Annotated in this window: 18 protein-coding genes and 1 riboswitch; of the genes, 14 read left to right on the forward strand and 4 right to left on the reverse strand. The window is 71.7% G+C overall.

The window, feature by feature from the left end; translation table 11 throughout:
• The first annotated feature begins 11 nt into the window (after positions 1–11).
• From shc to ACZ63F_RS31545, 8 genes are read left to right on the forward strand one after another with little or no spacing between them, the layout of a single operon-like run.
• On the forward strand, positions 12–2,003 hold the full coding sequence (gene shc / locus ACZ63F_RS31510) for a squalene--hopene cyclase (RefSeq protein ID WP_469716079.1): 1,992 nt from the start codon (positions 12–14) through the stop codon (positions 2,001–2,003).
• Positions 2,003–2,644 carry a phosphorylase family protein gene (locus ACZ63F_RS31515; protein WP_293992181.1) on the forward strand — a complete coding sequence of 214 codons (642 nt, stop codon included), beginning with the start codon at positions 2,003–2,005 and terminating at the stop codon, positions 2,642–2,644. The genes shc and ACZ63F_RS31515 overlap by 1 nt, the downstream gene beginning before the upstream one ends.
• A 5-nt stretch (positions 2,645–2,649) precedes the next feature.
• Positions 2,650–3,672, forward strand: coding sequence for an adenosyl-hopene transferase HpnH (gene hpnH / locus ACZ63F_RS31520; RefSeq protein WP_181803030.1), 1,023 nt, complete (start codon positions 2,650–2,652; stop codon positions 3,670–3,672).
• A 4-nt stretch (positions 3,673–3,676) separates the two neighbouring features.
• Positions 3,677–4,834: a flavodoxin-dependent (E)-4-hydroxy-3-methylbut-2-enyl-diphosphate synthase gene (ispG, locus tag ACZ63F_RS31525; RefSeq protein ID WP_457696741.1), complete on the forward strand. Its 1,158-nt coding sequence runs from the start codon at positions 3,677–3,679 to the stop codon at positions 4,832–4,834.
• 27 nt (positions 4,835–4,861) lie between these two features.
• Positions 4,862–6,901: a 1-deoxy-D-xylulose-5-phosphate synthase gene (dxs, locus tag ACZ63F_RS31530; protein WP_469716083.1), complete on the forward strand. Its 2,040-nt coding sequence runs from the start codon at positions 4,862–4,864 to the stop codon at positions 6,899–6,901.
• Entirely contained in the window at positions 6,898–8,283 is a 1,386-nt protein-coding gene (locus tag ACZ63F_RS31535; protein WP_469716086.1) for an aspartate aminotransferase family protein, read from the forward strand. The genes dxs and ACZ63F_RS31535 overlap by 4 nt, the downstream gene beginning before the upstream one ends.
• 59 nt (positions 8,284–8,342) lie before the next feature.
• Positions 8,343–8,966 carry a helix-turn-helix domain-containing protein gene (locus ACZ63F_RS31540; protein ID WP_469716088.1) on the forward strand — a complete coding sequence of 208 codons (624 nt, stop codon included), beginning with the start codon at positions 8,343–8,345 and terminating at the stop codon, positions 8,964–8,966.
• On the forward strand, positions 8,963–9,085 hold the full coding sequence (locus tag ACZ63F_RS31545; RefSeq protein WP_293992196.1) for a DUF6126 family protein: 123 nt from the start codon (positions 8,963–8,965) through the stop codon (positions 9,083–9,085). The genes ACZ63F_RS31540 and ACZ63F_RS31545 overlap by 4 nt, the downstream gene beginning before the upstream one ends.
• Before the next feature lie 21 nt (positions 9,086–9,106).
• Here ACZ63F_RS31545 and ACZ63F_RS31550 read toward each other — a convergent pair whose 3' ends face one another.
• Positions 9,107–9,904, reverse strand: coding sequence for a tyrosine-protein phosphatase (locus ACZ63F_RS31550; protein ID WP_469716093.1), 798 nt, complete (start codon positions 9,902–9,904; stop codon positions 9,107–9,109).
• 198 nt (positions 9,905–10,102) lie between these two features.
• Between ACZ63F_RS31550 and ACZ63F_RS31555 the strand changes: the two genes are divergently transcribed.
• From ACZ63F_RS31555 to ACZ63F_RS31565, 3 genes are all read left to right on the forward strand, one after another.
• Complete coding sequence (locus ACZ63F_RS31555; protein ID WP_469716095.1) at positions 10,103–12,175, forward strand: alpha-galactosidase; 2,073 nt, start codon at positions 10,103–10,105, stop codon at positions 12,173–12,175.
• Positions 12,176–12,483: 308 nt separating this feature from the next.
• Positions 12,484–12,644, forward strand: a riboswitch (cyclic di-AMP (ydaO/yuaA leader).
• Between the two features lie 4 nt (positions 12,645–12,648).
• Entirely contained in the window at positions 12,649–13,593 is a 945-nt protein-coding gene (locus tag ACZ63F_RS31560) for a M23 family metallopeptidase (RefSeq protein WP_469716097.1), read from the forward strand.
• A gap of 225 nt (positions 13,594–13,818) precedes the next feature.
• On the forward strand, positions 13,819–14,604 hold the full coding sequence (locus tag ACZ63F_RS31565) for an SGNH/GDSL hydrolase family protein (protein ID WP_352360220.1): 786 nt from the start codon (positions 13,819–13,821) through the stop codon (positions 14,602–14,604).
• Between the two features lie 44 nt (positions 14,605–14,648).
• On the opposite strand, the gene ACZ63F_RS31570 is transcribed toward ACZ63F_RS31565, so the two are convergent.
• Positions 14,649–15,251: a TetR/AcrR family transcriptional regulator gene (locus ACZ63F_RS31570; protein WP_469716099.1), complete on the reverse strand. Its 603-nt coding sequence runs from the start codon at positions 15,249–15,251 to the stop codon at positions 14,649–14,651.
• A 42-nt stretch (positions 15,252–15,293) separates the two neighbouring features.
• Positions 15,294–15,818, reverse strand: a complete 525-nt coding sequence (locus ACZ63F_RS31575; protein ID WP_469716101.1) for a GNAT family N-acetyltransferase — start codon at positions 15,816–15,818, stop codon at positions 15,294–15,296.
• Between ACZ63F_RS31575 and ACZ63F_RS31580 the strand changes: the two genes are divergently transcribed.
• Both ACZ63F_RS31580 and ACZ63F_RS31585 read left to right on the forward strand, forming a co-directional pair.
• Complete coding sequence (locus tag ACZ63F_RS31580; RefSeq protein WP_469716103.1) at positions 15,817–16,428, forward strand: helix-turn-helix domain-containing protein; 612 nt, start codon at positions 15,817–15,819, stop codon at positions 16,426–16,428. The two genes, ACZ63F_RS31575 and ACZ63F_RS31580, sit on opposite strands and share 2 nt — an antisense overlap.
• Entirely contained in the window at positions 16,425–17,573 is a 1,149-nt protein-coding gene (locus ACZ63F_RS31585) for an MFS transporter (protein ID WP_469716105.1), read from the forward strand. Before ACZ63F_RS31580 ends, ACZ63F_RS31585 begins: the two co-directional genes overlap by 4 nt.
• A gap of 12 nt (positions 17,574–17,585) precedes the next feature.
• Here the strand turns inward: ACZ63F_RS31585 and ACZ63F_RS31590 are convergent, their stop codons facing one another.
• Positions 17,586–18,764 (reverse strand): glutamate dehydrogenase, encoded by a 1,179-nt coding sequence (locus ACZ63F_RS31590; RefSeq protein WP_469716109.1) that lies wholly within the window; start codon positions 18,762–18,764, stop codon positions 17,586–17,588.
• Between the two features lie 140 nt (positions 18,765–18,904).
• On the opposite strand from ACZ63F_RS31590, the gene ACZ63F_RS31595 reads away from it, so the two are divergent.
• Positions 18,905–20,092: an MBL fold metallo-hydrolase gene (locus ACZ63F_RS31595; RefSeq protein ID WP_469716112.1), complete on the forward strand. Its 1,188-nt coding sequence runs from the start codon at positions 18,905–18,907 to the stop codon at positions 20,090–20,092.
• The last annotated feature ends 204 nt before the right edge of the window (positions 20,093–20,296 follow it).

The raw sequence follows: 20,296 nt of genomic DNA on the forward strand, positions 1-20,296 counted from the left end.
AAGGGGAAGCCATGACAGCGACGACCGACGGAAGCACCGGGGCCACCCTGCCGCCCCGGGCCGACTCGGCCAGCACCGAACTCACCACCCCCGTGACGGCCGGGGTACAAGAAGCCGCCGAACGCGCCGTACGGCGTGCCACCGAGCATCTGCTCGCCCAGCAGGACGCGCAGGGCTGGTGGAAGGGTGACCTGGAGACCAACGTCACCATGGACGCCGAGGACCTGCTGCTCCGCCAGTTCCTCGGCATCCGCGACGAGGCCACGACCGCGGCCGCCGCGCTCTTCATCCGCGGCGAGCAGCGCGAGGACGGCACCTGGGCCACCTTCTACGGCGGCCCCGGCGAACTCTCCACCACCATTGAGGCGTACGTCGCCCTGCGGCTGGCCGGCGACGCGCCGGACGCCCCCCACATGGCGAAGGCGTCGGCCTGGGTCCGCGAGCGTGGCGGGATCGCCGCCGCCCGGGTCTTCACCCGGATCTGGCTGGCCCTGTTCGGCTGGTGGAAATGGGAGGACCTGCCGGAACTCCCGCCGGAACTCCTGTACTTCCCCAAGTGGTTCCCGCTCAGCATCTACAACTTCGGCCAGTGGGCCCGCCAGACCATCGTGCCGCTCACCGTGGTCTCGGCCAAGCGCCCGGTGCGCCCGGCCCCCTTCCCGCTGGACGAGCTCCACACCGACCCGGCCGACCCGAACCCGCACCGGCCCCTTGCCCCGGTGGCGAGCTGGGAGGGCGTCTTCCAGCGGCTCGACAAGGTTGTCCGCGGCTACCGCAAGGTCGCGCTGGGCCGGCTGCGCGGCTCCGCCCTGAAGTCCGCCGCCCGCTGGATCGTCGAGCGCCAGGAGAACGACGGCGCCTGGGGCGGCATCCAGCCCCCGGCCGTCTACTCGGTGATCGCCCTGCACCTGCTCGGCTACGACCTCGAACACCCCGTGATGCGGGCCGGGTTGGAGTCGCTGGATCGTTACGCCGTGTGGCGCGAGGACGGCGCCCGGATGATCGAGGCCTGCCAGTCCCCGGTGTGGGACACCTGCCTGGCGACCATCGCCCTGGCCGACGCCGGACTCCCCGCCGACCACCCGCAGCTCGTCAAGGCCGCCGACTGGATGCTCGGCGAGCAGATCGTCCGCCCCGGCGACTGGGCGGTCAAGCGGCCCCAGCTCCCGCCGGGCGGCTGGGCGTTCGAGTTCCACAACGACAACTACCCCGACATCGACGACACCGCCGAGGTCGTCCTCGCGCTGCGCCGGGTCAGGCACCACGACCCCGAGCGGGTGGAGAAGGCCATCGGGCGCGGGGTGCGCTGGAACCTCGGCATGCAGTCGAAGAACGGCGCCTGGGGCGCGTTCGACGTCGACAACACCAGCCCGTTCCCCAACCGGCTGCCGTTCTGCGACTTCGGCGAGGTCATCGACCCGCCGTCGGCCGACGTCACCGCGCACGTCGTGGAGATGCTCGCCTTCGAGGGCATGTCCCACGACCCGCGCACCCGGCGCGGCATCGAGTGGCTGCTCGCCGAACAGGAGCCGAACGGCGCCTGGTTCGGGCGCTGGGGCGTCAACTACGTCTACGGCACCGGGTCGGTGGTACCCGCGCTCACCGCCGCCGGGCTGCCCGTCTCGCACCCGGCCATCCGGCGCGCGGTGACCTGGCTCGAGCAGGTCCAGAACGAGGACGGAGGATGGGGCGAGGACCTGCGCTCCTACAAGTACGCCGACGACTGGAGCGGCCGCGGCGCCTCCACCGCCTCCCAGACGGCGTGGGCGCTGATGGCGCTGCTCGCGGCGGGGGAGAAGGAGTCCAAGGCCGTCGAGCGGGGTGTCCGGTGGCTCGCCGACACCCAGCACGAGGACGGCTCCTGGGACGAGCCGTACTTCACCGGCACCGGCTTCCCCTGGGACTTCTCCATCAACTACCACCTGTACCGGCAGGTCTTCCCGCTCACCGCGCTCGGCCGCTACCTGTACGGCGAGCCCACCCCCGAGGCAGAGGGGGCCTGATGAGCGCCACGCCCGCGCCGGCCCCGCTGCTGATCGCCTGCGCACTCGGCATCGAGCACCTCGCCCTGCGCGCCGGCGAGAGGGGCGGTTCGGGCGGACCCGTCACCGTGCTGCGCACCGGCATGGGCCCCAGGGCGGCGGAACGGTCCGTCACCCGGGTCCTGGCCGACCCCGCGCTTGCCGGTGCCGCGGTCCTGGCCACGGGCTTCTGCGCGGGACTCGCCCCCGGCATGCACCCCGGCGACCTGGTCGTCGCCGAGGAGACCCGGGACCCCCGCGGCAGCGTCCCGTGCGTGGGCACCGAACTCCTCGTGAAGGAACTCGTACGGACCCTGCCCGGCCGCACCGTCCACACCGGACCGGTCACCGGCTCCGATCATGTCGTCCGCGGTCACGAGCGGTCGGATCTGCTCGCGACCGGCGCAATCGCGGTCGACATGGAATCGGCGGCCACGCTCCTGAGCGCCGTGCACGCGGGCGAGCGCCCCGTTGCGGCGGTCAGGGTGGTCGTGGACGCTCCTGAACATGAACTCGTCCGGATCGGCACGGTGCGCGGTGGAATATCCGCTTTCCGCGTTCTTCGATCCGTTCTTCCAGCTTTCTTCGAATGGCACCGTTCTTTGCTGCTCCCCCGGAGGTGAGCCAGATGGCCATGCCGCTGCGTCAGTCGATCAAGGTCGCTACTTACTTGGCCGAACAGAAGCTCCGCAAGCGGGACAAGTTCCCGTTGATCGTGGAGCTGGAACCCCTCTTCGCGTGCAACCTGAAATGTGAGGGCTGCGGCAAGATCCAGCACCCGGCGGGGGTGTTGAAGCAGCGCATGCCGGTCGCGCAGGCGGTCGGGGCGGTGCTCGAGTCCGGCGCGCCGATGGTCTCCATCGCGGGCGGCGAACCCCTGATGCATCCTCAGATCGACGAGATCGTGCGGCAGCTGGTGGCGAAGCGGAAGTACGTCTTCCTGTGCACCAACGCGATGCTGCTGCGCAAGAAGATGGACAAGTTCACGCCCTCGCCGTACTTCGCCTTCGCGGTGCACATCGACGGGCTGCGCGAGCGGCACGACGAGTCCGTCGCGAAGGAAGGCGTGTTCGACGAGGCGGTGGAGGCCATCAAGGAGGCCAAGCGGCGCGGCTTCCGGGTGACCACCAACTCGACGTTCTTCAACACGGACACCCCGCAGACCATCATCGAGGTGCTCAACTTCCTCAACGACGACCTCAAGGTCGACGAGATGATGATCTCGCCCGCCTACGCCTACGAGAAGGCCCCCGACCAGGAGCACTTCCTCGGCGTCGAGCAGACCCGCGAGCTCTTCAAGAAGGCCTTCGCGGGCGGCAACCGCAAGAAGTGGCGGCTCAACCACTCCCCGCTCTTCCTGGACTTCCTGGAGGGCAAGGTCGACTTCCCGTGCACGGCCTGGGCGATCCCGAACTACTCGCTCTTCGGCTGGCAGCGCCCCTGCTACCTGATGAGCGACGGGTACGTCCCGACCTACCGCGAACTCATCGAGAAGACCGACTGGGACAAGTACGGCCGCGGCAAGGACCCGCGCTGCGCCAACTGCATGGCGCACTGCGGCTACGAGCCCACCGCCGTCCTCGCCACCATGGGGTCGCTCAAGGAGTCGCTGCGCGCGATGCGCGAGACGGTCTCCGGGAACCGGGAGTAACGGCATGACCGCGGTTTCCCTGGGCCTCCCGGAGGTCCCGGCCCGGCCGGTCGCCGAGCGGCGCCGGTCGCGGCAGATCCACGTCGGCCCGGTGCCGGTCGGGGGCGGTGCCCCGGTGTCGGTGCAGTCGATGACCACGACCCGCACCTCCGACATCGGCGCCACCCTCCAGCAGATCGCCGAACTCACCGCGTCCGGCTGCCAGATCGTCCGCGTCGCCTGCCCCACGCAGGACGACGCGGACGCCCTGGCGACGATCGCGAAGAAGTCGCAGATCCCGGTGATCGCGGACATCCACTTCCAGCCGAAGTACGTGTTCGCGGCCATCGAGGCCGGCTGCGCGGCGGTCCGCGTGAACCCCGGCAACATCAAGAAGTTCGACGACCAGGTGCGGGAGATCGCGCGGGCCGCCAAGGACCACGGCACCCCGATCCGCATCGGGGTCAATGCGGGCTCGCTCGACCGGCGACTGCTGGAGAAGCACGGCAAGGCAACCCCCGAGGCGCTGGTCGAGAGCGCTCTGTGGGAGGCCTCGCTCTTCGAGGAGCACGACTTCCGGGACATCAAGATCTCGGTCAAGCACAACGACCCGGTCGTGATGATCGAGGCGTACCGGCAGCTCGCCGCCCAGTGCGACTACCCGCTCCACCTCGGGGTCACGGAGGCCGGCCCGGCCTTCCAGGGCACGATCAAGTCGGCCGTCGCCTTCGGGGCGTTGCTCTCGCAGGGCATCGGTGACACGATCCGCGTCTCGCTGTCCGCCCCGCCCGCCGAGGAGGTCAAGGTCGGCATCCAGATCCTGGAGTCGCTGAACCTCAGGCAACGGCGCCTGGAGATCGTCTCCTGCCCCTCCTGCGGGCGCGCCCAGGTCGACGTCTACAAGCTGGCGGACGAGGTGACGGCGGGCCTGGAGGGCATGGAGGTGCCGCTGCGCGTCGCCGTCATGGGCTGCGTGGTCAACGGCCCCGGCGAGGCACGTGAGGCCGACCTGGGGGTCGCCTCCGGCAACGGCAAGGGGCAGATCTTCGTCAAGGGCGAGGTCGTCAAGACCGTGCCCGAGTCGAAGATCGTGGAGACCCTCATCGAGGAAGCGATGAAGATCGCCGAGCAGATGGAGCAGGACGGCGCCGGGTCCGGAGCACCCGCCGTCACGGTGAGCTGAACAGCACGGACCGAGAGGGGGCCGAGCGTGACGATTCTGGAGACCATCCGGGCACCACGCGACCTGAAGGCGCTGTCCGAGGCGGAACTCGGCGAACTGTCCGAAGAAATACGCGAGTTCCTGGTGCACGCGGTCGCCAGGACCGGCGGCCACCTCGGGCCCAACCTGGGCGTCGTGGAGCTGACCGTCGCACTGCACCGGGTCTTCGAGTCCCCGGCCGACCGCATCCTGTGGGACACCGGTCACCAGAGTTACGTCCACAAGATGCTGACCGGCCGTCAGGACTTCTCCAAGCTGCGCGGCAAGGGCGGCCTGTCCGGGTACCCCTCGCGCGAGGAGTCCGAGCACGACGTCATCGAGAACAGCCACGCCTCCACCGCGCTCGGCTGGGCCGACGGCCTCGCCAAGGCCCGCCAGGTGCAGGGGGAGAAGGGCCATGTCGTCGCGGTCATCGGCGACGGCGCGCTGACCGGGGGGATGGCCTGGGAGGCGCTCAACAACATCGCGGCCGCCAAGGACCGGCCGCTGATCATCGTCGTCAACGACAACGAGCGGTCGTACGCTCCCACCATCGGCGGCCTCGCCAACCACCTCGCCACCCTGCGGACGACGGACAGCTACGAGAGGGTGCTGGCCTGGGGCAAGGACGTGCTCCTGCGCACCCCCGTCGTGGGCAACACCATCTACGAGTCGCTGCACGGCGCGAAGAAGGGCTTCAAGGACGCCTTCGCCCCGCAGGGCATGTTCGAGGACCTGGGGCTCAAGTACGTCGGCCCGATCGACGGCCACGACATCAAGGCCGTCGAGTCGGCGCTGCGGCGCGCGAAACGTTTCCACGGGCCGGTGCTCGTGCACTGCCTCACGGAGAAAGGGCGCGGCTACGAGCCCGCCCTCGCCCACGAGGAGGACCACTTCCACACCGTCGGCGTGATGGACCCGCTCACCTGCGAGCCGCTCGCGCCGTCCAACGGCCCTTCCTGGACCTCGGTGTTCGGCGACGAGATCGTCCGCATCGGCGAGGAACGGGACGACGTCGTGGCCATCACCGCGGCCATGCTGCACCCGGTCGGCCTCGGCAAGTTCGCCGAGCGCTTCCCCGGCCGGGTCTGGGACGTCGGCATCGCCGAGCAGCACGCGGCGGTGTCCGCGGCGGGGCTGGCGACCGGGGGGCTGCACCCCGTCGTCGCCGTGTACGCCACGTTCCTCAACCGTGCTTTCGACCAGCTGCTGATGGACGTGGCCCTGCATCGCTGCGGGGTGACGTTCGTGCTGGACCGGGCGGGTGTCACGGGGGTCGACGGCGCCTCCCACAACGGCATGTGGGACATGTCGATCCTCCAGGTCGTCCCCGGCCTGAGGATCGCCGCCCCGCGCGACGCCGAACAGCTGCGGCTCCAGCTGCGCGAGGCGGTCGCCGTGGACGACGCGCCGACCCTGGTGAGGTTCCCGAAGGAGTCGGTGGGCCCGGAGATCCCGGCGGTCGACCGGGTCGGCGGAATCGACGTCCTGCACCGCGCGGAGGACGCGCGAGTTCTGCTGGTGGCGGTCGGCGTGATGGCACCCGTGTGCCTCCAGGCCGCGGAGCTGCTGGCCGCGCGGGGGATCGCCTGCACGGTCGTCGACCCTCGTTGGGTCAAGCCGGTGGATCCCGCGCTGCCGGGTCTGGCGGCCGAGCACGAGCTGGTCGCCGTCGTCGAGGACAACAGCAGGGCGGCCGGGGTGGGCGCGGCGGTGGCGCTGGCGCTGGGCGACGCCGAAGTGGACGTGCCGGTGCGGAGGTTCGGGATTCCCGAGCAGTTCCTGGCGCACGCGAAGCGGGGGGAGGTGCTGGCCGACATCGGGCTGACGCCGGTGGAGATCGCCGGTGCCATCGGGGCGAGTTTCGAGAGGTGGGGGGTTCAGGGCGCCCACCGGGGTGCCGCGGGGGGTCGTTCGGCGGGTGCCGGTCCGTCCGGGCCGGTCGCGCAGTTCCTCCCCCAGCCTTCGGCCGGGGGTACCCCCAGCGCCCTTCAGGGCGCCGAAGCCGAAGGCGCTTTGATGGGCAGCGCTGTCAAGGAGAAAGAATGAGTACGGAGTTCGACCTCGGGGCGCTGCTCGCCGAGCGTGGTGGTGAGCGGTACGAGTTGCACGGCAAGTACCTGAATCATCAGCTGCCGCGCATGCTGCACACCATCGGCTTCGACAAGGTCTACGAACGGGCCGAGGGCGCGCACTTCTGGGACGCGGACGGCAACGACTACCTGGACATGCTCGCCGGGTTCGGGGTGATGGGGCTGGGCCGCCACCACCCCGTCGTCCGCAAGGCCCTGCACGACGTCCTGGACGCCCAGCTGGCCGACCTCACCCGCTTCGACTGCCAGCCGCTGCCCGGGCTGCTCGCCGAGCGGCTCCTCGCGCACAGCCCGCACCTGGACCGGGTCTTCTTCGGCAACAGCGGCACCGAGTCGGTGGAGACGGCCCTGAAGTTCGCCCGTTTCGCCACCGGCAGACCCCGCGTCCTCTACTGCGACCACGCCTTCCACGGCCTGACCACCGGCTCGCTGTCGGTCAACGGCGAGGACGGCTTCCGGGACGGCTTCGCCCCGCTGCTGCCCGACACCGCCGTCCCCCTCGGCGACCTCGACGCGCTCGCCCGCGAGCTGAAGAAGGGCGACGTGGCCGCCCTGATCGTCGAGCCGATCCAGGGCAAGGGCGTGCACGAGGCGCCGCCCGGCTACCTGCGGGCCGCACAGGAGCTGCTGCACAAGCACAAGGCCCTGCTCATCGCCGACGAGGTGCAGACCGGCCTCGGCCGCACCGGCGACTTCTACGCCCACCAGCACGAGGAGGGCGTCGAGCCGGACCTGGTGTGCGTGGCCAAGGCGCTGTCCGGCGGGTACGTCCCCGTCGGCGCCACCCTCGGCAAGGACTGGATCTTCAAGAAGGTCTACTCCTCCATGGACCGCGTCCTGGTCCACTCGGCCAGCTTCGGCGCCAACGCCCAGGCCATGGCCGCCGGCCTCGCCGTCCTGTCGGTCATGGAGAACGAGCAGATCGTCGCCAATTCGAGGGCGATGGGGGAGCAGCTCAGGTCCCGGCTCGCCGCCCTGACCGACAAGTACGAGCTGCTCGCCGAGGTACGCGGCCGGGGCCTGATGATCGGCATCGAGTTCGGCCGGCCAAGCTCGCTGAAGCTGCGCAGCCGCTGGACCATGCTGCAGGCCGCCCGCAAGGGCCTGTTCGCCCAGATGGTCGTCGTACCGCTGCTGCAACGGCACCGGATCCTCACCCAGGTGTCCGGCGACCACCTGGAGGTGATCAAGCTCATCCCGCCGCTGGTCGTCGACCAGTCGGACGTGGACCGCTTCGTGGACGCCTTCACGGACGTCATGGACGACGCCCACAGCGGCGGCGGCCTGATGTGGGACTTCGGCAGGACACTGATCAAGCAGGCGGTGGCCAACCGCTAGCCCTTTGCCTCTGAGGCAAGAAAATTGCCTCGTAGGCAAAGCTGGGGCTGAATGGAGGCATGAACTCCTCCGAGAACGAGCGGGCGGGCGGGCCGGCCGACGACCTGCCCGCCGTCGCCCCGCAGCTGCGCTCACTGCGCCGCCGCGCCGGCCTCACCCTGGAGGCCGCCGCCCGCGACGCCGGTCTGTCGCCCGCGCACCTGTCCCGGCTGGAGACCGGACAGCGGCAGCCCTCGCTGCCGATGCTGCTCGCGCTCGCGCGTGTCTACGGTACGACGGTATCGGATCTGCTGGGGGAGACCGTCGCCGACCGGGACGCGATCGTGCGCGCCGGCGACATGGAACCGACCCGCGCCGGCGGCTGGACGTACTGGCAGGCCGGGGCGTCCGGCCGGGGGATGCAGGCGCTGCGCGTCCGGGTGCCGTACGGCTCCCAGGGCGACATCGTGCGGGTACATCCCGGCGAGGAGTGGCTGCACGTCCTGCGCGGCCGGCTCCGGCTGCGCCTCGGTGACACCACCCATGTGCTCGCGCCCGGCGACAGCGCGCACTTCGACTCGCTGACCCCGCACCGGCTCGCCGCCGAGGACCCGGACGGGGTCGAGCTCCTCTTCGTCCACACCCTGCTGCAGAGTCCCACGGCCGCGCTGTGCCTGGGACCGATCACTGGAGAGCTGCCGTGAGCAATATCGAGGAGAAGTTTCCCCGGTCCCTGTGGATCCGGCTGGTCATCTACCTGGCCGTCGGGCACGCCCTGGCCGGCTTCCTCTACCTGCTGTTCGCCCTCGGCGGCAAGGGCTGAGCCGCCGACCTCCGTCCGGCCTCAGTCGAGCAGGCGCCCGCGCAGCCGCTCCCGCGTCTCCGGAGCCAGCTTCAGGCCCTGCTCCAGGTACGCGTCGACGTCGCCCCACGTCTCGTCGATGCTCTCGAAGGCCGCCGCGAGGTACTCCGCGCGGGCGTCGAAGAGCGGGCTGAGCAGCTCCATCACCTCGGGGCTGTACACGCTCTCCCCGCTGCCGCTGCGCCTCACCTTGTAGCGGCGGTGCTTGGCGTTGGACTCCAGGTAGTCGGCGAGGATCGCGTCCCGCTCCACACCCACCGCGAGCAGCGTCACCGCTATCGAGATGCCCGCCCGGTCCTTGCCGGCCGCGCAGTGCATCAGCGCCGGGACGCTGTCCTCGGCGAGCGCGTGCAGCACGCGCGAGTGCTCGTCGGTGCGGTCCTTGACGATCGTGCGGTACGAGGTGACCATCCGGGCCGCGGCCTTGCCGTCGCCCAGGAGCCCGCGCAGCTGCTCGATGTCACCCTCGCGGACCATCGTCCAGAACTCGGCGCCGTGCGCCGGGTCGGTCAGCGGCAGGTTCACGTTCCGCGTGCCGGGCAGCTCGACGTCCGGGCCCTCCAGCTTCTGGTCGGCCGCGTTGCGGAAGTCGAAGATCGTGTGCAGGCCGAGCGAGGCGAGGAACTCCGTGTCCTCCTCCGTCGCGTGCGCCAGATGGCCGCTGCGGAACAGCACGCCCGGTCGCACCCGTCGCCCGTCCACGGTCGGCAGGCCGCCCACGTCACGGAAGTTGCGCACACCGGCCAGCTCGGGCTCGGTCGACGGGACCTGCTGCGTCACGGGGGGCTCCTCCCGGCCGGCCCCGTCGGCGCTGCTCGTCGACGGGCACTGGACCGACCATACGACATCGGTTTCCACGGGCAATGAGTTGTCCACAGGCATCGCCTCCGCGGCCCGTGCCCCTTGCCTCCGGGGCCCGTAGCCGTTGATGATGTTGGTGCTTGAGCGGATCTGTTGGCCCCTGTGTGAGGTTTCTCGATGGTGGACATCGCCGAAAACGGTCGTACCTGGCTGCTGTCGGGCCCCGGCAGCAGCTACGCGCTGCATCTGACGGAGACCGACGAACTGCTCCACCTGCACTGGGGGCCCAGGATCCGGCTCGCCGACGCCGAAGAGCTCAGCACCCGGGTGCTGCCCGGCTACTGGCCCTTCGAGTCCCCGCTGGACGGCCGCGAGGAGTACCCCGTCGAGGGCGGCCCCCGCTTCGTGCGGCCCGCGCTGTCCGTGCGGACCGAGGAGCGCCGGGGCACCGAGTGGACCTTCGACACGTACGAGGTCGAGGACGACGAGCTCCGGCTGCGCTTCACGGACGACGGCATCGTCATCACCCTGCACTACCGGATGCGCGGCGACGTCGTCGAGCGCTGGGTGAGCGTGGACAACGAGGCACGCGCGCGCGTGGAGCTGCTGCGCGCCGACCCCGCCACCTGGACGCTCCCCGACCGAGAGGGCTGGCGGCTGTCCCAGCTGCACGGACGCTGGGCCGCCGAGTCCCGCCTCACCAGGGCCCCGCTCACCTACGGCGAGAAGGTCATCGGCAGCCGCCGCGGCCACACCGGCCACCAGCACCTGCCCTGGGTCGCCCTCGACACCGACGCCACCGAGGAGCGCGGCGAGGTCTGGGGCTGCGCCCTCGGCTGGTCCGGCTCCTGGCGGATCGCGGTCGCCCAACTTCCCGACGCGCGCGTGCAGATCACCGGCGGCGCCGGCTACGACGACTCGGGCCTGCTGATGCTGGCCGAGGGCGAGTCGTACACCAGCCCGGTCTTCGCCGGCCTGTGGACCGACGGCGGCTTCGGCGGGGCGAGCCGCGCCTGGCACGCCTACCAGCGGGCGCACGTCATCCCGGACGCCGACCAGGACCGGCCGGTGCTGTTCAACTCCTGGGAGGCCACCACCTTCGACATCTCCGAGGAGCAGCAGGCCACCCTCGCCCGCCGGGCCGCCGCGATCGGCGTCGAGCTGTTCGTGGTCGACGACGGCTGGTTCGGCGCCCGCACCAGCGACCGCGCCGGCCTCGGCGACTGGACGCCCAACCCCGACCGCTTCCCCAAGGGCCTCAAGCCCCTCGCCGACTACGTGCACGCCCTCGGCATGCAGTTCGGCATCTGGGTCGAGCCCGAGATGGTCAACCCGGACAGCGACCTGTACCGCGCCCACCCCGACTGGGTCCAGTACCAGCAGGGACGAAAGCGGACGGAACTCCGCAACCAGCTCGTCCTCAACCTCGCCCGCGAGGACGTCCAGGAATACCTCTGGGAGCAGCTCGACGCCCTGCTGTCCAGTGCCCCGATCGACTACGTCAAGTGGGACTTCAACCGCTGCTTCACGGACGCGGGCTGGCCCGGCGAGCCCTACCCGCAGCGTCTGTGGGTCGACCATGTGCGCGGCCTGTACGCCCTGCTCGACCGGATCCGCGCGGCCCACCCGAACGTCGCCATCGAGTCCTGCTCTGGCGGTGGCGGGCGGATCGACCTCGGGATCATGAGCCGTACCGACGAGGTGTGGACCTCCGACAACACCGACCCGCTGGACCGGCTCGCCATCCAGCACGGCTTCAGCCAGATCCACCCCGCCCGGGTCATGTCGGCCTGGGTCACCGACAGCCCGAACCACCAGCTCAACGGCCGGATCAGCAGCCTGCGCTTCCGGTTCGTCAGCTCCATGGCCGGCGCGCTCGGGGTCGGCGGCGACCTCTCGCGGTGGACCGAGGAGGAGCTGGCCGAGGCCGGGCGCTGGGTGGAACTCTACAAGGAGATCCGGCCCCAGGTGCAGCGCGGCGACCAGTTCCGGCTGCGGCCACCGGCCGGCGGGCTCAGCGCGGTGCAGTACACCCTCGGCGACGAGACCGTCGTCCTGGCCTGGCTGCAGGCGCAGAGCTACGGCGAGCCGGCGCCGGCGCTGCGGCTGCAGGGGCTCGACCCGACCGCGTCGTACGAATGCCGCGAAACGGGCGAAGTGCATCGAGGTGCCGTGCTGTTGCACCACGGGCTGCGTACCGGGCTGAAGGGTGACCTGGATGCGGCGGTCTTCCGGCTCCGCCGGGTCTGACGCATCTGCCCGAATTGGCGCCTTCGTCATAACTTGCCATGGAATAAGCGGACGTGGTGTGACGTGCGTGAGGAGCGTCATATTCGTGACCGTCCGTCGCGCGTCATGCTCACGTAATCCTGATGTTCCGCAAGCGAATTGGAAATCCGACGGGGGCCGGAATTCACGGAGGGTGACCGGAACGTCCCTTTATGGATCACGTCGGGACCGGACGGCCGGAACCGGGTGCTTGTCCATGTCCGTCCCCCTCGCTTACGTTCGCCGCACATCCGGTCGGAACGCCGAATCCTGCCGCCGCCCGGAGTCCCCACACACACTCACCCGTGCCCGGCAGGAGCGGGGGACCCACCAGGTATGACCGCCTGTTCCGGTTCCCGGGACGGCTCGGGGTGCAGCCACCTCCTCCGGTGTGGCCGGGCAGCTCCAGCCCGAACCCGACAGCTCACCTCGCAGGCGCAGGAGAGGAATGCGCCATGCCCGCGAAGGGTAAGCACCGCCGTCCCAAGTCCCAGCGTCTCACCCGTTCGATGGCCGTCGCCGGAACCGGTGGCGCCGCGCTGGCCCTGCCGCTCATGGGGGCCACCGGCGCCCACGCGACCACCACGCAGTCCCTTTCCGGAAAGGCCGCCCAGTCGCTTCCCGTGGCCGAGAGGGCCGCGGTGAAGGAGGCGCCCGCACGGAATTCCGGCGCCGCGCATTCCGCGCGGCGGATCTACACGGTGGTGCCCGGCGACTACCTCTCGAAGATCGCCCGTGACCAGAACGTCCGCGGTGGCTGGCACCGGCTCTACGCCGACAACCGGCAGGCAGTGGGCGGCAATCCCTCGCTGATCCACCCCGGCCTCAAGCTCACCCTCGGCGGCCGGCACGCCGCGCCGACGGACTCCGGCTCCCGTCCCGAGGCGCAGTGGAGTCCGCGGTCGTCCGCCTCGTCCTCGGCGTCGTCCTCGGCGTCGTCCTCGTCCTCGGACGCCTCGGACATCGCGGGCGGTGCGGCCACGACCGTCGCCGGCTTCACCCTCCCGGTCGCCGGTGGCACCATCGGCACCGGCTACCACGTGGCCGGCAGCATGTGGTCCAGCGGTTACCACACGGGCGTCGACTTCGTCGTCCCGACCGGCACCCCGGTCAAGGCCGTCGGCGCCGGTACCGTCGTCACGGCCGGCTGGGGCGGCGCCTACGGCAACCAGGTCGTCATCCGGCTCGCCGACGGCTACTACGCGCAGTTCGGCCACCTCTCCGCCCTGTCCGTCTCGGTCGGCCAGACGGTGACCGCGGGTCAGCAGATCGGCCTCTCCGGCGCGACCGGCAACGTGACCGGCCCGCACCTCCACTTCGAGATCCGCACCACCCCCGACTACGGCTCGGACGTGGACCCGGTCGCCTACCTCCGCTCCAAGAGCGTCACCGTCGGCTGACCCTGCAGGCGCCGACCTCCGGCATTCCGGGGCCGCCCCACACGCGGTCCCGGAATCAGGATCGACGTCAACACCGCTGGTCAGGGACTTATTCCAAGATTGGCAAAGTATTTAGCAGTGTCTTATCTCACCGAGCGTCAACCCCTTATTACGGTCGCGTAGGTCACAGCCGAAGGTGAATCATGGCCCGACGTGGGAGACGATTCGAAGAGTGACAATGCATCAGTGATCGGGTCGTACGCAGCGGTGGGGGACAGCTTCACCGAGGGCGTGGGAGACCCCGGCCCCGACGGGGCGTTCGTCGGCTGGGCCGACCGGTTCGCGGTACTGCTGTCCGACCGGCGGCCCGAGGGCGACTTCAGCTACACCAACCTCGCCGTACGCGGGAAACTGCTCGACCAGATCGTGGCGGACCAGGTGCCGCAGGCCCTGGAACTCGCCCCGGACCTGGTCTCCTTCTGCGCGGGCGGCAACGACATCATCCGCCCCGGCACCGACCCCGACGAGGTGGCCGAGCGGTTCGAGCGGGCCGTGGCCCGGCTGACCGAGGCCGTCGGCACGGTGCTCGTGACCACCGGCTTCGACACCCGGGGCGTGCCCGTCCTGAAGCACCTGCGCGGCAAGATCGCCACATACAACGGACATGTCCGGGCCATCGCCGACCGGTACGGCTGCCCGGTCCTCGACCTGTGGTCCCTCAAGAGCGTGCAGGACCGGCGGGCCTGGGACGGCGACCGCCTGCACCTGTCTCCCGAGGGGCACACGCGCGTGGCGCTGCGCGCCGGTCAGGTGCTCGGCATCGAGGTGCCGGCCGACCCCGACCAGGCATGGCCCCCGCTGCCGCCCCGCGGCACCCTGGAGGTCCGCCGCGACGACGTGCACTGGGCCCGCGAGTACCTGGTCCCCTGGATCGGGCGCCGGCTGCGCGGCGAGTCGTCCGGCGACCACGTGACGGCCAAGGGTGCGCTCTCCCCGGACGACATCAAGATGCGGATCGCTTCCGTGGCCTGAGGCGGAGCGGGCGGGTAGGGGGTGGCCGCACTGCGGGCCGCCCCTTACTGCCGCTCGGGCAGCCCCAGTTCGCGCGCCAGCGCCTCGTCGGCCCAGGCCTGGGCCCTGGCCCGGGGTACGGCGCCGGGGTACGAGGTCAGCTGGACGGCGAGCCCGTCGAGCAGCGCGGTCAGCCGCAGCGCCGCCGCCGCGGGGTCGGGGCACCGGAACTCACCCGCCGCCACCCCCTCGGCGATGACCTCGGCGATGGCCGCCTTCCACTGCTGGTCCAGTCCCTTGGTGACGTCCCGCAGCGCGGGCTCCCGCAACGCCACCGCCCAGCCCTCGATCCACAGCCGCCAGCCCTTGGCCTGGCCGGTCGGCGCGTACCAGCGCACCGCGGCCCGCAGCCGGCGCAGCGCCGACGTGCGGCGGCCCAGCAGTTTGCGCAGATGCGCCAGGTCGTCCTCGGCGGCATAGGTGAAGGCGGCCGCGACCAGCTTCTCCTTCGTCGAGAAGTGGTACAGCACCAGCGCGTTGCTCACCCCGAGGGCCGAGGCCACATCGGCGATCCGCACCGCCGCCACGCCCCGCGCCTCGATCTGCCCGATGGCGGCCCGCAGCAGCTCCTCCCGCCGCTCGGCCACGCTCAACCGCACTCTCGCCACGCGGTCACCCTAATCGGTCGGCCCGCCACCCGCGTTGCCGTCTCAGGCCAGCGGCAGCCGCATGATCGTCAGGTCCAGCCAGCGGCCGAACTTGGTGCCCACCTCCCGGACCGTGCCGACGTGCTCGAAGCCGAACCGGTCGTGCAGCCGGACCGACGCGGCGTTCCCGGACTCGATGCCGGCGATCATCACATGGTGGCCGGCCTCGCGCGCCGAGGCGATGAGCGGGCCGAGCAGCGCGGAGCCGATGCCGAGCCCGTGGCTGCCCTCACGGACGTACACGGAGTTCTCCACCGTGTGCCGGTAGCCGTCCAGGGCGCGCCACGGTCCGTAGACCGCGAACCCGGCCACCTCGCCCGGTGCGTCGGCGGGCTCGGCCACGAGCGCCGAGCCGCGTTCCAGATGGGCCGCGAACCAGGCCGCGCCCTGTGCGGGGGACTGCGGGGTCTCGGTCCACAGCGCCGTCGAGTGCTCGATCGCGTGGTTGCGGATCGCGCGGACGGCCTCCCCGTCGGCGGGCCGGGCCGGGCGCACCACCACCTGGCCTCTCTCGTATATTGGATTCATGTCCAACATAGTAGAACCCTCCGCCGATCCCTTGGTGCGGCAGATCGCCGCACGGGTCCGCACCGAGCGGGAGCGCCGCCGCTGGACACTGGCGCAGCTCGCGGACGCCTCCGGCGTCTCCCCGGCGATGATCAGCCGGATCGAGCGCGGCGAGAGCAGCCCCACCGCGGTCGTCCTCGGCAAGCTGTCCGCCGCCTTCCAGATCGGCGTCGCCTCGCTGCTGGCCCCCGCCGAAGGCGCGCACGGCGCGCAGGAGTCCGTGGCCGACACCCCGGGGGTACGGCGCGCGGCCGACGCCGCCGAGTGGCGCGACCCCGGCACCGGCTACCGGCGCCGCCAGATCACCGGCCCGCGTTTCCCGGCGGAGATCGCCGAGATCCGGCTGCCCGCCGGAGCCCGGGTGCCCTACCCGGCCGCGGCCTTCGCCTTCGTACGGCAGCTGGTCTGGGTCCTCGACGGCCGGCTCACCTTCCACGACGGCGACACGGTCCACGAACTCGGGGCCGGCGACACCGTCGAACTCGGCGCACCGGCCGAGCGCGTCTTCGCCAACACCACTGACGCCGAATGCCGATACGCCGTCGTCCTCACCCGCGACGCCCAGCCGTGAGCCCACCGCTGCCCCGCGGCGGCACGTTTCTGCTGGCGGTCACGGCCGGCACGGCGATCGCGAACAACTACGCCGTGCAGCCCGCGCTCACCGCGGTCGCCACCGACCTGGACGTACCGCTCTCCACGATCGGCCTGGTACCCACCGCCGCGCTCGCCGGCTGCATGACCGGGTTCGCCCTGCTGCTCCCGCTCACCGACCACCTCGCCCCGAACCGCCTGGTCGCCGCACAGCTCACCGCCCTGGCCGCCGCCCTGGCGCTCGCCGCCACCGCGCACCACGCGTCCGTGCTGCTGGCCGCCTATCTGCTCGTCGGAGCCGCCGCGAGCGTGGCCGCCCAGGCCGGCAACATCGCCGGCCGCCATGCCCGGCCGGGCCGCGGCGGAACCGGCGTCGCCCTCGTCGCCGCCGGCATGTCGGCCGGCATCCTGCTCAGCCGGCTCGCGGGCGGCGCCCTCACCGACGCCTTCGGCTGGCGCCGGATGCTCCTCGTCTTCGCCGCCCTCGCCCTGCTCGGCGCGCTCGCCGCCGCGACGCTCCTGCCCCGGCAGCGGCCGCCCGCCTCGCGCGGCTACCGTGCCACCCTGGCCGCCCTCCCGCCGCTGCTCCTGCACCGGCCGGGACTGCGCCGCGCGGTGGCCACCGGAGCGCTCTGGTACTTCGCCTTCAACCTCTGCTGGATCGCCCTCACCCTGGCCCTGGCCCAGCCGCCGCACTCGCTCGGCCCGACCGCCATCGGCCTCTACAGCCTGGCCGGACTGCTCGGCTTCGCCGCGCTCCCGTTCACCGGCCGCCTCACCGACCGGTACGGCCCGCGCGCGGTGATCGGCATCTCGATGGCCACCGCCGCGACCGGTACCGCCCTGCTGGCCCCGGGCCTGGACGCCCCCTGGCGCACGTCCCTCGGCCTCGCCCTCTTCGACGCCGGCTGCTTCGCCGCGCAGGCCGCCAACCAGAGCCGCGTGATCGCCCTCGACCCCGCCCGCTCGGGCAGCCTCAGCAGCGTCCACCTGGTGGTGTACTTCTCGGTCGGCGCCCTGGGCTCGGCCGTCGCCGCACCCCTGCTCGACGCGCTCGGCTGGCAGGCCACCAGCCTCACGGCCACCGGCGCGCTGCTGCTCGCCGCTGCGCTCGGGCGCCGCTGAGGACGTGCCGCGTCACCGATACCAGCCGAACCGCTCCGCGATCACCGGCAGCCGGTCGGACACCAGGGCGTGGGCCGCGGCCCGCGGTGTCGTGCCGTCGGCCGCCGCGCGGTCCAGCATCAGCTCCACCAGGGCCCGCATCGAGCGGCGGATGTGGGCGAACGCCTCGTCGGCGTCGGGACCGATGTCGCCGAACAGGGTCCACCACCACCAGGCGTTGGTGCCCGAGTTGACCACCACGTCCGGCAGCACCGTCACCCCGCGCGCGGTGAGCCGCTCCTCCGCCTCGGGGAGCACGGGCATGTTGGCCGCCTCCACGATCCAGCGCGCGGCGATCACGTGCTCGTTGTCCGCGTCGACCACGTACGAGACCGCCGCCGGCACCAGCACCTCCGCGTCCGCCGACAGCCACGCGTCACCCGGCAGTTCCAGGTCACCGGGGCGCAGCACCGCGCGGTCGACGGTGCCGTACGCGTCCCGCGCGCGCAGCAGCGCCTCGACGTCGAGCCCCGCCGGGTTGGCGATCGTCCCCTTGACGTCGGCGACCGCCACGACCGTGAGCCCCGCGCGGGCGAGGAACCGCGCCGTGGCCCCGCCCATCGTGCCGAGCCCCTGCACGGCGACCCGCGTGCCCGCGTACGCCACCCCGGCCCGGTCCAGCGCCGCCAGCGCCGACTCGGCGACCCCGCAGCCGCCGGCCAGCTCGTCGAGGCCGATCCCGTCCACCTCGACGGCGAAGGCGTCCGCCAGCCGCCGCCGGGCCGCCGCCTCGTCGTCCAGCAGCGGGTACACGGCCTGGACCGAGGAGACCAGCCCCGCCTCGGCCGCCGCCCGGTCCACCAGGTCCTGGGTGAGCCCCAGGTCCTCGCCGGTGGTCCAGAAACTCTCCACGTACGGCCGCATGGCGCGCAGGTAGCGGACCAGCAGGGCGTACGCCCCCGGGTCCTGCGGATCGCAGTCGATGCCGCCCTTGGCGCCGCCCAGCGGGATGTAGCGGCCCTCGGGGTTGTAGTGCAGGGCCTCCTTCATCGTCATGCCGCGCGCGAGCCCGGTCACCTCCTCCAGGGAGCAGCCGGGCCGCATCCGCAGACCGCCGCTGGCCACCCCCCGCACCAGCCGGTCGACGACCAGGAAGCCCCGGCGGCCGGTGACGTGGTCGGTCCAGACGAGGGACATCAGGGGAGCGGTCACGAGAGCTCCTCGGGAGCGGTGTGAAGGAACGGTGTTACTGAACAGTGGGTCAGTATCGGGAGGCGGGTGGCGCGGTGTCAACGCCGACTGTCACAAGGGCCGACCATAATGGGGACCTCGGCGACACCTCTGGAGGTACCGTGACCGGTTTGCGTTCCCTGAGCTCCGGGCTCCGCGTGCTGCGGCCCGCGGCCTTCGGCGCGGACCCCGGCGGCGAGCGCATGGCCCGCATCCAGCGCTCCCCGCACTTCAAGGACGGCGTCTTCCAGAACCCCGGCGGCACCACCCGGATGCGGCCCTCGGGCTCGATGGTGGAGTTCGCGAAGACGTACTTCGAGAAGGAGCAGCGCGCTCGCAGAGCTCCCCGTGGCACCGTCCCGGTGCACCCCACCACCGTCGCCGACCTCGCCGCACCCGCCGCCACCGGCCTGCGGGTGACCTGGATGGGCCACTCCAGCGTCCTCGCGGAGATGGACGGACACCGCGTCCTGTTCGACCCCGTCTGGGGCGAGCGCTGCTCCCCGTTCCCGTTCGCCGGGCCCAGACGGCTGCACCCGGTGCCGCTGCCGCTCGCCGCACTCGGCCCGGTCGACGTCGTGGTCATCTCCCACGACCACTACGACCACCTCGACCTGCCCACCATCAAGGCGCTGGCCGGCACCGACACCGTGTTCGCCGTACCGCTCGGCGTCGGCGCCCACCTCGAACAGTGGGGTGTACCTGCGGGCCGGCTGCGCGAGCTGGACTGGCACGAGGAGACCAAGGTCGGCGGGCTCACCCTGACCGCCACCCCGGCCCGGCACTTCTGCGGCCGAGGGCTGCGTAACACCCAGCACACCCTGTGGGCGTCCTGGACCGTCGCCGGCGAGGAGCACCGGATCTACCACAGCGGCGACACCGGGTACTTCGACGGTTTCAAGGACATCGGCGCCGACCACGGGCCGTTCGACGTGACGATGATCCAGATCGGTGCGTACAGCGAGTTCTGGCCCGACATACACATGACGCCCGAGGAGGGCGTGCGCGCCCACCTCGACCTCCAGGGCGGGCAGCCGCACGGCGTGCTGCTGCCGATCCACTGGGGCACCTTCAACCTCGCCCCGCACGCCTGGGCCGAGCCGGGGGAGTGGACCAAGGACGCCGGTGACGAGGCGGGCCAGGCGGTCGCGCTGCCGCGTCCCGGCGAGCCCTTCGAGCCGTCCGGGAAGCTGCCCGCGGACCCCTGGTGGCGTACGGTCTCGGCGCCGATCGCCCGGCCGTGGCAGCGCGAGAAGCGGACCGAGGGCGCCCCCGGGCAGGAGGACCTCGGCCTCGCCGGCGAACGGTGACGACGGTCCACCGGCGCGGAAGGTGACGAACCGCCGGTGACTCCCGCACCGCTGTGACGGTGCCGTGAAGGTGACGTGCATGCCCCTGCACAACGTGGGCAGCGGCACGGTCATGAGCCAGGCACATACGCCAAGTCCTGCTCTCTTGCCGGGACTTGCACTCTCCCGGCGCTTCTGCACCGAGGCCGTCCGCCTCCTCCAGGA

The organism is Streptomyces sp. NPDC104761, from assembly GCF_055583445.1.